Below are 14,426 nucleotides of genomic sequence, written 5' to 3'. Positions count from 1 at the left end.
TCTTCGGGAACCCTATGTCATGAATGTTTCAAGTTCTTTAAAATCAGTCCACCGCGATTGATTCGTTAAATCCGCTGTTGGGAGGATGCCGGTATGTGTCGGCTGCTGGGTGTGGTGTCTGCCGTTCCGGTGTCGGTTTCGGACGCGGTCGGTGCGCCGACGCTGAAGGATTTCGTCGCGCTGACCAAGATCCACGGCGACGGATGGGGCGTCGCCGCCGTCGAAGAGGCCGGTCGGTCCCCGCGCGTCGAGGTCTCGGCAGGCAGCGCACTCGACGACCCGGCATTCGACGCGGCCACCGCCGAGCGCCGCGCGGTGGCGAGCATGGTCCACCTGCGCTGGGCCACCAACGGCCTCGCGGTGCGCCCCGAGAACTCCCACCCGTTCCTCGCGGACGGAATCGCGATGGCGCACAACGGGTCCATCAAACCGATGGCGCCGCTGGACGCCCTGCTCGAACCCGGCATCGCCGCGACGCTGCGGGGCACCACCGACAGTGAGCGCTACTTCGCCCTGATCCGTCAGCACCGCCGGACCGCACCGACGCTCGCGGAGGCGGTGCGCCGCGCCGTGTCCGAGCTACGCGACCGCTATCCGGAGGCCAGCCTCAACGCGCTGCTGCTCGGTGAGGGCCAACTGGTCGCTGTGCACGCGCACGCCCGCAGCCGCCTGCCCGCCGAGGACATCGAGGAGATCACCGCGGCCGACCTGCCGACCGAACATCTCGAGGACTACTTCGCGTTGCGCTGGGCGAGGCCCGACGACGGCACCCTGGTCATCGGGTCGACGGGCTTCGGCGACCTCGACTGGCAGCCACTGCCCCCCGAGTGCGTCACGGCGGTGTCGATCGACGATCGGTCGATGACCCTGCACCCGCTCGGTCCGTGACAGATTGACACCATGCCATCTCCCACCGGTGAGACCGTGGCCGCGTTGGCCGCCGCCGCGCTGCCGGCGTTGTCGCGCGCCGAACGGCGGGTGGGTCGGGCGTTGCTGGCCGACTATCCGAGCGCCGGGCTGGCCAGTGCCGCGCGGCTCGCCGAACGGGCCGATGTCAGCCCTCCGACCGTACTGAGGTTCGCGCATTCGCTGGGCTTCGAAGGGTTCGCCGACCTGCAGGTCTCGCTGCGGGCCGAGATCTCGGCGATGTCGAGCGGACCGATCACCCGGCTGCCGGACGCGCCCGCCGCGGGCAGCCCGCTCGACCGGCTGCTCAATCAGGCCCGCGCGCAGAACGACCGCGCGTTGGAAACGCTCGCCCACCTGCCGGGTTCGTCACTGGAGGCGGCGGTGGCCCTGCTGGCCGACCAGACGCGGCCGCTCTTCCTGCACGGCGGCCGGTTCTCGGTGCTGCTGGCCCACCACCTGGGTGCGCACCTCGAACAGCTGCGCCCGGGGGTGCGACTGCTCGCCGACCCGTCGGGCCGCGACCTCGGGGCGATGATGGAACTCACCCGGCGCGACGTGCTGGTCCTGTTCGACTACCACCGCTACCAGGCCAGCGCCGTGGACGTGGCGGCGCGTTTCCACCGGGCCGGGGCCGCGGTCGTGCTGATCACCGACGACCTCGCCTGTCCGGTGGCCCCCGACGCCGAAGTCGTGCTGGCCGCGTCGAGCACCGTGGGGACGGTGTATCAGAGCATGGCGGCGGGGTTTCTGCTCACCGAACTGCTCCTCCCGCTGGTGATGGAGGCGATCGGCGAACCCGCGCGCACCCGCATGGCGCTGTGGGAGGAGCAGCGCCGCGGCGAACTGCTGCCATGAGCGCCGTCCTGAGCCCTTCGGCGCGACCGTTTACCCTTGTCTGATGGCCGGAGGAACCAAGCGTTTGCCACGCGCGGTGCGTGAGCAGCAGATGCTCGACGCGGCCGTGCAGATGTTCTCGGTGAACGGCTATCACGAGACCTCGATGGACGCGATCGCCGCCGAGGCGCAGATCTCCAAGCCGATGCTCTACCTGTACTACGGCTCCAAAGAGGACCTGTTCGGTGCGTGTCTGGACCGTGAGCTCGGCCGGTTCGTCGACGAGGTGCGCAGCAAGATCGACTTCAGCCAGGGTGCGCGTGACCTGCTGCGCAACGCGGTGCTGTCGTTCCTGACCTACATCGACACAAACCGCGCCTCGTGGATGGTGCTCTACACCCAGGCGACCAGTTCGCAGGCCTTCGCCCACACCGTGCGCGAAGGTCGTGAGCGGATCATCGAACTGGTCAGCCGGCTTTTGCGCGAGGGCACCCGGCACCCCGAACCGGACACCGACTTCGAGATGATGGCCGTGGCGCTCGTCGGCGCGGGTGAGGCGATCGCCACCCGCGTCAGCACCGGCGACGCCGATGTCGACGAGGCCGCCGAGCTGATGATCAACCTGTTCTGGCGCGGTCTGAAGGGCACCCCGTCCGACGCCGCCGGCCAGGAGCGCAGCGACTCGGGGATGTCCAAGGGCGCCGCCGTCGCGTCGAACTAGGCGTCAGACCGCCTTACCTTCGATCAGGCTGATCGGGGCGACCGTGGGCACCACCCGGGTCAGCCGGAAACCGGCCTGCTGATACAGCTTTCGGTACTCCGCCTCGGTGCGTTCCCGGGCGGCGGTGGCCATCAGCATCTCCATGTCCGTCCAGTTGCCGATGAACGCGCGGTGGTGGTCGGGGATCACGAACTCCGCCAGCAGCAGGGTGGCGCCGGTGCCCGCGGCGGACCGGATGTTGCGCAGGATGGTGAGGGCGTCGGCGTCGGGCCAGTCGTGGATCACGTTCTTGGCGACGTAGGCGTCGGCGCCGGCGGGAATGCTGTCGAAGAACGAGCCGCCGACGATCTCGACCCGATTGGCCACGCCGTGGCTGCCGAGCAGTTCGGTGGCGCCCTCGACGACCTGGGGCAGGTCGTAGAGCACGCCGCGCGCGGACGGGGTCGCCGCCAGGATCGCCGAGAGGAACCGGCCGTGGCCGCCGCCGACGTCGACGATCGTGCCGAATCCGCGGAAGTCGTAGGCGGCGGTCAACGGCACCACCGCGGTCTCGGACAGGTTCGTCATCGCATCGTTGAAGATCTCGCCGAGCTCCCGGTTCTCGCTGAGGTACTCGAACCCCGGCATGCCGCGCAGCTTCGGCACGGTCGCCTCGCCCGTGCGGATCGCGTCGAGCAACTGGCTCCAGTGCTCTCGATGCGCGGGGTGTCCGATCATGCGGGCCATCCCCGCGACCGACATCGTCGCGTCGGTGCACAGTGTGCGGCCGAGCGCGTTCAACGCGTAGCGGCCGTCGCGGCGCTGGGTGAAGACGCCCTCGCCGATCAAGGCCCGCATCAGCCGGCCCAGCGCGTCCGGATTCGCGCCGACGCGCCGGGCCAGCTCGCCGATGGGTAGCGGTCCGTCGGCGAGCGCATCGGCCACCCGCAGGTCGGCGGCCACGGTGATGCCCTGGGAGATCCACGCGCCGAGGATCTTCTCCAACATCACAGCGGATGGGGGTGCGCTGCGCTGGTGCGCGCGGTCGAGGACGTGTCGTAACCGTTCGACGGCGCGGGCGAGGCGCACCGGCGGCACCTTGGGGGTGGCCACGGCGGTCAGAGGGTCGCGTTCTGTGGACCGAGATGTTGACACAGGTGCGCAGGCGGTTGCCCGACCCACCTCCCGCAACCTCTCCCGGTCGCGGTGTAGCCGGCGCCGGGGATGTGGGGCGCGTAGAGGATCCGGGCCGCGTCCCGGCCGCGCGACTGCGTGCATGTGGTCGGTCCGGAATTGCCGCTGAGCTGTAGGCACGCCACGCTGTAGTTGGGTTCGGCGCCCCACCCGCACTCGAGCGGTGTCACCGTGGCGGCGACAACGGCGCCATCGGCGTTCTGCACCACCGACGGAGCCGACAGGGTGAAGGTGCACGGCGGCACAGGTTGAGCGTGCGCGGCGGCGGTGCCTGCGACGGTCAGCGCCGCGGCCATCGAGAGAACCAGGCAGGCCCGGATCATGTCTGTGATGGTAGACCCCACCGGCGGGGGACGGGCGGGAATCGCCCGGCGCCGAGCCTGCCGGGAGATCACGGATTCTCGGCGGACCGTGATCTCCCAGCAGTTTCGAGGGGGCTACAGCCCGCGGACGGTGCCCGTCAGGTGTGGTTCACCCTTGCTGTTCCGCAGGGTGAGATCCCAGCCGCCGTCGGCGGTGCGCTCGACGTACAGTCCCGCCTTGGCGGGCAGGACGACCGGTTTGGCGAAGCGCACCGAGTACTCGACCGCGCCGGGCAGCTGCCCCTCGATGTTGGCCAGGACCGCCGCCGCCGAGAACATCCCGTGGGCGATCACCGTCGGGAAGCCGAACAGTTTGGCCGCAATGGGGTTGGTGTGGATCGGGTTGTGGTCGCCGCCGACCGAGGCGTACTGGCGGATCTGCCCGGCGGTGATGTTCAACAACGCGTTCGGCGGGCCGAGTTTCGGCGGCTTCTGCGGCGGCGGCTTGGGCTGATCGGACAGGCTCGTCCGCTGTTGGTGCAGAAACGTCGTCACCTGATGCCATGCCAGTTCGTTCCCGACCTTGACGTCGGTCACCACGTCGACCAGCAGACCGCGGCGGTGCTCACGCAGGTTCTCGGCGTGCACCGCGGCGGATACCGTATCGCTGACCGCGATGGGCCGATGCTGGGTGATGTGGTTCTCGATGTGCACCGAACCCATTGCGGCGAACGGGAAGTCGAATCCGGTCACCAACGCCATCACGGTCGGGAAGGTCAACGCGAACGGGTACGTCAGCGGTACGGTGTCGCCGAACTGCAACCCCGTCACATCGGCGTATGCGGCGACGTTGGCGGGATCGATCGCCAACTCGTCGACGGTGAGCGTGCGCTCGGGCAGCGACTCGCCGCGGGGGACGAACGGCAGCGCACCGGCCGCCGCACGCAACAGGTTTCGGGTTCCGCTGGGTTGTCCGCCCATGTCAGGCTCCCAACATGGCTTGGCCGCAGACCCGAATCGTGTTGCCGGTCACCGCATTCGACGCCGGGTTGGCGAAGTAGGCGATGGTCTCGGCGACGTCGACGGGCTGGCCGCCCTGGTAGAGCGAGTTGAGCCGGCGGCCCACCTCGCGGGTGGCGAACGGGATCGCCTCGGTCATCTTCGTCTCGATGAACCCGGGTGCGACGGCGTTGATCGTGATGCCCTTGTCGTGCAGCTTCTCCGCCAGCGCGTCGGTGAGTCCGATCATCCCGGCCTTGGTGGTCGCGTAGTTGGTCTGCCCGCGGTTGCCGGCGATCCCGGCCATCGAGGACAGGCCGATCACCCGGCCGCCCTCACCGAGCACGCCGCTGTCCACCAGACCCTCGGTGAGCCGCAGCGGTGCCAGCAGGTTGACGGCGATCACCGAGTCCCAGCGGCCCTCGTCCATGTTGGCGAGCAGCTTGTCGCGCGTGATCCCGGCGTTGTTGACCAGGATGTCGAGCTTGCCGCCGTGATGGTCGCGGACGTGCGCGGCGATCTTGTCGACGGCGTCGGGAGCGGTCACGTCGAGGGTCAGCGCGGTGCCACCGACCTTCTCGGCGACCTTGGCCAACTCATCGGCCGCGCCCTCTGGAGCTTTCATGTCCACCGCAACGACTGCCGCGCCGTCACGGGCGAACACCTCGGCGATGGTGGCGCCGATACCGCGCGCCGCACCGGTCACCACGGCCACCTTGCCTTGCAACGGTTTGTCCCAGTCGGCGGGCGGCGTGGCGTCATCCGCACCGACCCGGTACACCTGACCGTCGACGTAGGCGGACTTGCCGGAGAGGATGAAGCGCATCGTCGACTCGAGACCGGTCGCCGCGGTCTTGGCCTCCGGCGACAGGTACACCAGCGATGCGGTCGCCCCACGCCGCAACTCCTTGGCCAGCGAGCGGGTGAAGCCCTCGAGCGCCCGCTGCACGATCTGCTCGTGCGGGGTGCCGGCCTCGTCGGGGTCGCTGCCGATGACGACCAGGCGCGCGTTCGGCGTCACATTGCGCAGCAGCGGGGTGAAGAATTCGAAGAGCCCCTTGAGACCCTCGGGTTCGGTGATGCCGGTCGCGTCGTAGACCAGGCCGCCGAACTTGTCCGCCCACCGGCCGCCGATGTTGTTGGCGACGACGTCGTAGTCGTCGGCCAGCGCGGTGCGCAGGGGCTCGACCACCCGGCCTTCGCCGGCGATCAGCAGCGCGCCGGGCAGCGGCGGTTCACCCGGTTTGTAGCGGCGCAGCGTCTCGGGCTGGGGGATTCCCAGTTGTTTGGCCAGAAATGAACCCGGGCCCGAGTGAACAATTTGGGTATAGATGTCGGAGGCCACTTCAGCTGCCTTTCGTCTGCGGAGTGGAGGTCCCGCCTTGAACTTACTCCTGAGTAAGAACGGTGGGTAATATCGGGGATTAGATAACCGGAACGACAGTGGAGGCAAACGTGGCTGACAGCAGAAGCATGCGGCGGGTCGCCGTGCTCGGCGGCAACCGGATACCGTTCGCCCGTTCCGACGGCGCCTACGCGAACGCGTCCAACCAGGACATGTTCACCGCGGCCCTGGGTGGGCTCGTCGACCGGTACCACCTGCAGGGCGAGAAGCTCGGCGCCGTCATCGGCGGTGCGGTGCTCAAGCACAGCCGCGACTTCAACCTCATGCGGGAATGCGTACTCGGCAGCGCGCTGTCGTCGTACACCCCCGCCTTCGACATCCAGCAGGCCTGCGGCACCGGTCTGCAGGCCGCCATCGCCGCGGCCGACGGTATCGCTGCCGGACGCTACGAATCGGCGGCGGCAGGCGGGGTGGACACCGCATCGGACGCGCCCATCGCGCTGGGTGACGACCTGCGCAAAACCCTGCTGGGGCTGCGTCGCGCCAAGTCGAACGTCGACCGCCTCAAACTCGTCGGCAAGCTGCCCGCCGCCGTGGGCATCCAGATCCCGGTCAACAGCGAACCGCGCACCGGCATGTCGATGGGTGAACACGCCGCCGTCACCGCCAAGGAGATGGGCATCAAACGTGTCGACCAGGACGAGTTGGCCGCGGCCAGCCACCGCAACATGGCCGCCGCCTACGACCGTGGCTTCTTCGACGATCTGGTGACGCCGTTCCTCGGCGTGTACCGCGACAACAACCTGCGCGCGGATTCGTCGGCCGAGAAACTGGCCAAGCTCAAGCCGGTGTTCGGCGTCCGCCACGGCGACGCCACCATGACCGCGGGCAACTCGACCCCGCTGACCGACGGCGCCTCGGTGGCGCTGCTGGCCTCTGAGGAGTGGGCCCAGCAGCACTCGATCGAACCGCTCGCCTACTACGTCGACGGCGAGACCGCGGCGGTCGACTACATCAACGGTCGCGACGGTCTGCTGATGGCGCCCACGTACGCGGTGCCGCGGCTGCTCGCCCGCAACGGTCTGACGCTGCAGGACTTCGACTTCTACGAGATCCACGAGGCGTTCGCGTCGGTGGTGTTGGCGCACCTGCAGGCGTGGGAGTCCGAGGAGTACTGCAAGGAACGCCTCGGCCTGGACAGCGCGCTGGGGTCCATCGACCGCTCGAAGCTCAACGTCAACGGGTCGTCGCTGGCGGCCGGGCATCCCTTCGCCGCCACCGGCGGCCGCATCGTCGCGCAGTTGGCCAAACAGCTCGCCGAGAAGAAGAAGCAGACCGGTCAGCCGGTGCGCGGGCTCATCTCCATCTGCGCCGCGGGCGGGCAGGGCGTGGCGGCCATCCTCGAGGCCTGAGCGGGCCGACGGGAAAAGTTCCGCGGAGCCGTGTAACGCCCGCCGATGCCGCGTCGATACACCTGATAGCTCCGTGTTGCCGTCTGACCCCCCGACCCGACGGCAACACGGGGCCACTTTCTTGCGGTCGATCGCTTGCACCTCTGGTCTGAGGGGATCCCGAGGCGTACGATCGGACGCACGACGGGTTCGGGAGTGACTGATCCAAATAGCCGGTGCAGGGGTGAACAACCGGCGGCGCGAGACACAGTGAAAGACGCCCCCATTGTCCTCCCGAACCCGCCCTATTTTTCTGACCGCGAGCAGACGCAAAATCGCGTTGCACGCGCGTGTTTCACGCGATTCTGTGTCTGCTCACCGCCCACACACGCCCACACAAAAGGCCCTCGCCGTAGCGAGGGCCTTCTGCGTGGAAGGGATCAGAACGCGGCTTCGTCGAGCTCCATGATCTCGTTGTCGAGGTGCTCGACGACCTGGCGGGTGCTGGTCAGCAGCGGCAGGAAGTTCTTCGCGAAGAACGACGCAACCGCGACCTTGCCCTCGTAGAAGGCCTTGTCCTCACCGGTCGCACCGCCGTCGAGCGCGCCGATGGCCACGGCGGCCTGCTGCTGCAGCAGCCAACCGATGACCAGGTCGCCAACGCTCATCAGGAAGCGCACCGACCCGAGGCCGACCTTGTACAGCTCGGCCGGGTTCTCCTGCGCCGCCATCAGGTAGCCGGTGAGCGACGCAGCCATCGCCTGCACGTCCTCCAGCGCGGTCGCCAGCAGTGCACGCTCGGCCTTGAGGCGGCCGTTGCCCGACTCGCTCTTGACGAACTGCTCGATCTGCCCCGCGACGTACGCCAGCGCCTGGCCCTTGTCCCGCACGATCTTGCGGAAGAAGAAGTCCTGCGCCTGGATCGCGGTGGTGCCCTCGTACAGCGAGTCGATCTTGGCGTCGCGGATGTACTGCTCGATCGGGTAGTCCTGCAGGAAGCCCGAGCCGCCGAAGGTCTGCAGGCTCTCGGTGAGCTTGGCGTACGCCTGCTCGGAGCCCACACCCTTGACGATCGGCAGCATCAGGTCGTTGACGCGGACCGCCAGCTCGGAGTCCACGTCGTGCACGGCCTTGGCGACCGCCGTGTCCTGGAAGGTGGCGGTGTAGAGGTACAGCGCGCGCAGACCCTCGGCGTAGGACTTCTGGGTCATCAGCGAGCGACGCACGTCGGGGTGGTGCGTGATGGTCACGCGCGGCGCGGTCTTGTCCGTCATCTGGGTCATGTCGGCACCCTGCACGCGGCTCTTGGCGTACTCGAGCGCGTTGAGGTAACCGGTCGACAGGGTGGCGATGGCCTTGGTGCCGACCATCATTCGAGCCTGCTCGATGACGTCGAACATCTGCGCGATGCCGTTGTGCACCTCGCCGACCAGCCAGCCCTTGGCCGGCACGCCGTGCTGTCCGAGGGACAGCTCACAGGTGGCCGAGACCTTCAGGCCCATCTTGTGCTCGACGTTGGTGACGAAGGCGCCGTTGCGCTCGCCGAGCTCACCGGTCTCGAAGTCCACGAGGAACTTCGGCACGAAGAACAGCGACAGACCCTTGGTGCCCGGGCCCGCGCCCTCGGGGCGGGCCAGCACCAGGTGGAAGATGTTCTCGAACAGGTCGTCGGAATCGGCCGAGGTGATGAACCGCTTGACGCCGTCGATGTGCCAGGAGCCGTCGTCCTGCTTGACGGCCTTGGTGCGGCCGGCGCCGACGTCGGAGCCGGCATCGGGCTCGGTCAGCACCATGGTGGCGCCCCAGCCGCGCTCAGCGGCGAGCACCGCCCACTTCTTCTGCTCCTCGGTGCCGAGGTTGTGCAGGATGTGGGCCATACCGCCACCCATGGCGTACATGTACGCGGCGGGGTTGGCGCCGAGGACGTGCTCGATCAGGGCCCACTGCAGCGCGCGGGGCATCGGCATGCCGCCGAGTTCCTCGGGCATGCCGGCCTTGTCCCAGCCCGCGTCGAACAGGGCGCGCATGGACTTCTTGAACGGCTCCGGCAGCTTCACCGAGTGGGTCTTCGGATCGAACACCGGCGGATTGCGGTCGCCCTCGAAGAAGGACTCGGCGATCGGGCCCTCCGCCAGGCGGGCCATCTCGTCGAGCATCTCGCGGGCGGTGTCGGCGTCCAGCTCGCTGAAGTCGCCCTGACCCATGGCCTTGTCGACGCCGAGTACCTCGAACAGGTTGAACACCTGGTCGCGTACGTTGCTCTTGTAGTGGCTCACGTTGCCTCCTCGATGAGAAATGCCACCTGCGGTTGGGTACTTGGGGCTAAGTTACCCACCAGTAACTGCGCCCGACTATACCGCTCGGTAACTTCAACGCAAAGCGGTGGCGAGCAATTTCCACCGACTAATCAACCGGGTGGTTGGGCGAGGGAGGCCACTCACCCAGATTTCCCCTCTGAGCTGCGGATTCTCCGGAATGTGATGCTGATCACGTCCCGGTCACAAGGTGAATTGCTGCGCTGGCGCACCCGTGTGGGGAACCGCGGCGCCACGTCACCCGAGGAGATCTCGGGCCCGGGCGATCTCCGGCAGCGCGCCGTCCGCGGGCAGCCGTCGCGCCGCCGCATCCAAAACGTCCCGCGCCCCTGCACCGCGCCACTCGAATTCGTCCAGGGCCGCGCGCAGTTCGAACAGCGGCGCGTCCTGCTCACGGGCCAGCCTCCGCGCAGACGCCAGATCCGCTGCGCGCGAGACCTCCTCGGAGTGTGTGCGTGCCCGGGCCCGCAGGAGCTCCGCGTCGTGGAAGTGCATCCCGGTCTCGACGGCGATGGCCAGTGCCGTCGAGATCCGCTCCCGCGCCTCGTCACGGCGGCCGGCGGCGGTCAACAGCTTGGCCAACACACAGTCGTAATGCGTCTGGTACACGTACAGCCCCACTGCGCGCCAGAACGAGACGAACTCCGTCAAGGCCGCGATCAGCGTCTCGAGGGTGGCCCTGTCCGGAGCAGAGGCCGACAGCGCGATCTCCGCATCGACCATGCATTGTTCCGTCGCGCCGAACAGCTGCCAGAAGTCGAACCCGTAGTTCTCGGCCTTCTCGATCATCTCGGCGACGAGTGCTCGGGCACGGTCGAACTGACCGGCGTCCACGCGCAGCCAGATCTCCATGTCGATCGCGTTGACCACGTTGTACGGACCGAGCGGCACCCCCAGCTCCTCCGCGCGTTCCCGCGCGGCGCTCATGGCGGCTTCCGCACCGGCGAGGTCGCCGTGCCAGAGCCGGTCCATCGCCAGGTGTTCGTGGGCCATCGAGACCGGGTCGTGGGGGACGTACCACAACTCACCCATCCGCTGCCGGTCTTCGATCGCCACGCTCACCAGCGCCTTGCCGAAATAGTCACGCGCGACTGCCATTTCGCCGCGCACGAAGGCGATCGTCCCCAGGGCGCCGTTGACGGCCGGCCGCAGCCACTCGCGTCCGGTGTCGGGCGCCGACTCTACGAGCCCCAGAATCTGAGCGGCCCGATCCAGGTCGGCTCGTGAGAGGTAATAGCTGCTCACCGACACCAAGGTGGACCAGACCTCGTCGTCCCGCAGATCGGTTCCGACCAGCTCGAGGCAACGTTCGAAATCGTCGGCGACCGAGACGCTCTGGTAGCCCTCCATCGCGGCCGCGAGGAATCCACGCTCGAGCCGCGGCCGGATCTCGAGTCGGTCGCGGGCTGCACCGGGCGGGCTCTTCTCGAGCTCCGACAGTGCGTGGGTGAGGTAGTTGCGCGCCTCGGTGAGTGCGCCACGAAGCCGCGCGGCCGCGGATGCCTCGCGATACGCCGATGCGGCGTCGGTGTATCGCCCGGCGTTCTCGTAGTGCGAGGCGACGAGGCGCCAGTCGGGGTCACCGACAGCGCCACGCAACAACGCGTCGGCGACTCTGCCGTGCAGTTCCCGTCGCACGCTGGGCGGTGCGAGTTCGGCGGCGACCTCGCGGAGCAACTCGTGCCGGAAACGCCAGCCGCCTGCGCCCCGGGGTTCGAGCACCTGGGCGTCCTCGAGTTCGTCGATGACATCGTCGACGTCGTCTTCGGACAGGCCGGACACCGCGATCAACAGTCCGCGGTCGACCTGCCGCCCGATGACGGCGGCCGCCTCGACCACCGGAACGACGTTCGGCCGGGTGAGGAGGCGTGCGAACAGCGGCTCGTACAGCGGGTCCGGCACCGATGGTCGGTTCTCCTCGGGATCGGTCTGGCCCAGCCCGCTGACGACCTGCTCGATGTAGAACGGGACACCGTCGCACCGTTCGCGGACCGCGGCGCACTCCTCGGCGGTGACTGTCGGGTCGAGCGCGAGTACCAGTGCGTCCACCTGCTCGTCGGTCAGCGGCTGGAGGTCCAGCACCTTTGCGGGCCAATCGCCGGGCAGCCAGCCGCCGTGCCGTCCGGTGATCACCACGAGCAGCCCGCCGTCGGCGGTGCGCAGGAGATCTCCCACCAGCTCGAGTGTCGACGGGTCGAGCCAGTGGCCATCCTCGACGACCACCAGTCCGGAGCGGCCGCCGTGGCAGGCCGACAGGTACTGCAGCACCGCGGCGGCGATCGACTCCTGCAGTTTGCGGCCCTCGAACGGCACGGGCTCGTAACCGTGTTCGGGCGCAATGCCCAGCACGGGCGCCAACAACCCGATGAGCGGGTCGGGGTCGAGAGTGCGCAGCATGATCTCTTCGCGAAGCAGTTCGACTCGGCGACTCGGTTCGGTCAGCCTGGTGATGCCGCAGCGGCGTTCGAGGAGCGCGCGCACGGGCTGCAGTCCGACGTCGGCGTGGAACGGTGACCCGGCGAGGTCGAGCACCACCCCGCCGTCGGCCTCGACCAGTTCGACCACGCCGGTGACCAGGCGGCTCTTGCCGATCCCGGCTTCACCCCGGATGACCACGCCGGGTGTGGTGAGCGTGCGGGCCTGGGCCCGCACCCACCCTCTGCGCAGCCGCGCCATCTCCCGTTCCCGGCCGACGAGCGGTCCCGTCGGCCCGCGTGACGATTCGGCGCGTTCGCTGATCACACGCGAGTGGCTGATGAGCCCTTTGACGCCCTTCACCGGCGCCGGGGGCAGCGTCTCCAGTTCGAAGGCGTCCTTGATGAGCGGTTCGACCGAGTCCGACACCACCACCGAACCGGGAGGGGCGAGGCCGGAGACACGCGCGGCCATGTTGGCCGCCAGCCCGAACACATCGTCCTGGGCGGTGTCGAGGTAGACGAGACCGCGGTGCACGCCCACCCGGACGTTGATCCGGAGACCGAAGCGTCGCTGGGCCTGATCGCTCAGCCGTGCGACATCGCGAGTGATCTCCAGGCCGGCCTGCACCGCGCGACGCACGTCGTTCTCGTGGGCGATGGGGTAGCCGAAGACGACGAGTAGGCCGTCGCCTTTTGTGGACCCGACGTGGCCCTCGTATTCCCCGACGATCCGCAGCACCTGGTCCCGATACCGCCCGACGAGGAGGCGGTAGGTCTCGGGCTCGACCTCCGTCGAGAGGACTGTGGAGTCGACGAGATCGGCGAACATGATGGTCAGGCGACGGATCTCGCCGGGCTCGCCCGGGGCGACGAGGAGGTCCTCGCCGTCGGCGTACGCGGGTTCGGCCTCGAACGCCGGAGCATGCCGGTCGACGACATCGCCACCGCGGTTGATGGCCGAGACCGCGTGGTCGAGCAACTCGTCTATCGAAGAACCGGTCCTGATGTGCGCGCCGGTGTCCGGGAGTGCGGGGAACCCAAGCGGCGAAGCCGGTTTCGATGCGGATTCCGTGGGTGGAGCGAGCGTGGTGGTGATCACCGTCCGAGCGGCGTGCGCGAGATCGATCGCAGACCGGTAGCGCTCGGCGGCGTTCTTGGCCATCCCTCTGGCGATGACGGCGTCGAACTTCGCGGGCACACCGGGCTGGACGGTCGACGGCCGGGGCGGGGGAGTCATCAGGTGGCCGGCGATCTGCTGTTCGAGGCTGTCGCCGTGAAAGGGCCGGGATCCGGTCAGACATTGATAGAGCACACAGGCCAATGCGTAGGTGTCCGATCGTGGGTCGCCGCGTCCGTCGCGGAACCGCTCGGGCGCCATGTAGTGGAACGTGCCCACGGCTCTGTTGACCGATGTGAGGCCCGTGTCGTCGATCGGCCGGGCGATACCGAAGTCGATGAGGTAGGTGAAATCGAACTTTCCCACCAGGATGTTCGAGGGTTTGACGTCACGATGGACCAACCCGACCTCATGGGCGGCCTCCAGAGCGGCGGCGACCTGGTCGATGATCATGACGGCGCGAGCCGGGTCGAGTGGACCCTCACGGAGCAGGTGTTCGAGATCGCGGCCTTCGATCAGGCGCATGTCGACGTACAGACGCCCGTCGATCTCGCCGAATCCGTGGATCGGGACGATATGCGGATCGCTGAGCCGGGCTGCCGCGCGGGCTTCGCGTTGGAACCGCACCCGGTACTCGGTGTCGTGCACGAGGTGGGCCGGCAGCACCTTCAGCGCCACTGTGCGGTTGGTAGCGGTGTCGTGCGCGCGCCACACCTCGCCCATCCCGCCACGGCCCACGAGTTCGACCAGGAGGTAGCGGCCGAAAGGTGTGCCGTCCACAGTCTGCCCCCAAGAACCCGTCAGCCATCGCGCAGCTAATTCACGATAGGGCGGGGGAGGAGCCGACGCAGCTACTTCACCAGCTCGACATCAGATCCCTTTGACGACGCAATGTCGACCGAA

The 14,426-nt window shown here is 68.4% G+C and carries 10 protein-coding genes; 4 read left to right on the top strand and 6 right to left on the bottom strand.

Annotated features, from left to right (window positions below; genetic code table 11):
* The first annotated feature begins 93 nt into the window (after positions 1 to 93).
* Genes G6N49_RS22210 through G6N49_RS22200 form a run of 3 tightly spaced genes read left to right on the top strand, consistent with a single transcriptional unit; the run spans position 94 to position 2,464 of the window.
* On the top strand, positions 94 to 888 hold the full coding sequence (locus G6N49_RS22210; RefSeq protein ID WP_011557661.1) for a class II glutamine amidotransferase: 795 nt from the start codon (positions 94 to 96) through the stop codon (positions 886 to 888).
* A 12-nt stretch (positions 889 to 900) separates the two neighbouring features.
* Positions 901 to 1,764 (top strand): MurR/RpiR family transcriptional regulator, encoded by an 864-nt coding sequence (locus G6N49_RS22205; RefSeq protein ID WP_011557662.1) that lies wholly within the window; start codon positions 901 to 903, stop codon positions 1,762 to 1,764.
* A 43-nt stretch (positions 1,765 to 1,807) separates the two neighbouring features.
* Entirely contained in the window at positions 1,808 to 2,464 is a 657-nt protein-coding gene (locus tag G6N49_RS22200) for a TetR/AcrR family transcriptional regulator (RefSeq protein WP_011557663.1), read from the top strand.
* Between the two features lie 3 nt (positions 2,465 to 2,467).
* On the opposite strand, the gene G6N49_RS22195 is transcribed toward G6N49_RS22200, so the two are convergent.
* The 4 genes from G6N49_RS22195 to G6N49_RS22180 all read right to left on the bottom strand — a co-directional run bounded on the left by G6N49_RS22195 (position 2,468) and on the right by G6N49_RS22180 (position 6,283).
* Positions 2,468 to 3,556, bottom strand: coding sequence for a methyltransferase (locus tag G6N49_RS22195; protein ID WP_083044536.1), 1,089 nt, complete (start codon positions 3,554 to 3,556; stop codon positions 2,468 to 2,470).
* A 5-nt stretch (positions 3,557 to 3,561) separates the two neighbouring features.
* Positions 3,562 to 3,960, bottom strand: coding sequence for a hypothetical protein (locus G6N49_RS22190; RefSeq protein ID WP_011557665.1), 399 nt, complete (start codon positions 3,958 to 3,960; stop codon positions 3,562 to 3,564).
* 114 nt (positions 3,961 to 4,074) lie between these two features.
* The gene (locus tag G6N49_RS22185) at positions 4,075 to 4,920 is read right to left on the bottom strand and encodes a MaoC/PaaZ C-terminal domain-containing protein (RefSeq protein ID WP_011557666.1); all 846 of its coding nucleotides are present in this window, start codon (positions 4,918 to 4,920) and stop codon (positions 4,075 to 4,077) included.
* A gap of 1 nt (position 4,921) precedes the next feature.
* Positions 4,922 to 6,283, bottom strand: a complete 1,362-nt coding sequence (locus G6N49_RS22180) for a 3-oxoacyl-ACP reductase (protein ID WP_011854301.1) — start codon at positions 6,281 to 6,283, stop codon at positions 4,922 to 4,924.
* 110 nt (positions 6,284 to 6,393) lie between these two features.
* On the opposite strand from G6N49_RS22180, the gene G6N49_RS22175 reads away from it, so the two are divergent.
* Positions 6,394 to 7,695: an acetyl-CoA C-acetyltransferase gene (locus G6N49_RS22175; protein ID WP_064872347.1), complete on the top strand. Its 1,302-nt coding sequence runs from the start codon at positions 6,394 to 6,396 to the stop codon at positions 7,693 to 7,695.
* 419 nt (positions 7,696 to 8,114) lie between these two features.
* Here G6N49_RS22175 and G6N49_RS22170 read toward each other — a convergent pair whose 3' ends face one another.
* Both G6N49_RS22170 and G6N49_RS22165 read right to left on the bottom strand, forming a co-directional pair.
* Entirely contained in the window at positions 8,115 to 9,950 is a 1,836-nt protein-coding gene (locus G6N49_RS22170) for an acyl-CoA dehydrogenase (RefSeq protein ID WP_011854302.1), read from the bottom strand.
* 276 nt (positions 9,951 to 10,226) lie between these two features.
* Positions 10,227 to 14,303 (bottom strand): serine/threonine-protein kinase, encoded by a 4,077-nt coding sequence (locus G6N49_RS22165; protein WP_064872346.1) that lies wholly within the window; start codon positions 14,301 to 14,303, stop codon positions 10,227 to 10,229.
* Between the last annotated feature and the right edge of the window lie 123 nt (positions 14,304 to 14,426).

Origin of the sequence: Mycolicibacterium monacense (assembly GCF_010731575.1) — a bacterium.
Lineage (GTDB): Bacteria > Actinomycetota > Actinomycetes > Mycobacteriales > Mycobacteriaceae > Mycobacterium > Mycobacterium monacense.
This window is presented reverse-complemented; position numbering and strand designations above follow the sequence as displayed.

Bases quoted from the DNA above. Each gene is read 5' to 3' on its own strand.
- G6N49_RS22210 (WP_011557661.1), top strand. From the start codon at position 94: ATGTGTCGGCTGCTGGGTGTGGTGTCTGCCGTTCCGGTGTCGGTTTCG.
- G6N49_RS22205 (WP_011557662.1), top strand. From the start codon at position 901: ATGCCATCTCCCACCGGTGAGACCGTGGCCGCGTTGGCCGCCGCCGCG.
- G6N49_RS22200 (WP_011557663.1), top strand. From the start codon at position 1,808: ATGGCCGGAGGAACCAAGCGTTTGCCACGCGCGGTGCGTGAGCAGCAG.
- G6N49_RS22190 (WP_011557665.1), bottom strand. From the start codon at position 3,960: ATGATCCGGGCCTGCCTGGTTCTCTCGATGGCCGCGGCGCTGACCGTC.
- G6N49_RS22185 (WP_011557666.1), bottom strand. From the start codon at position 4,920: ATGGGCGGACAACCCAGCGGAACCCGAAACCTGTTGCGTGCGGCGGCC.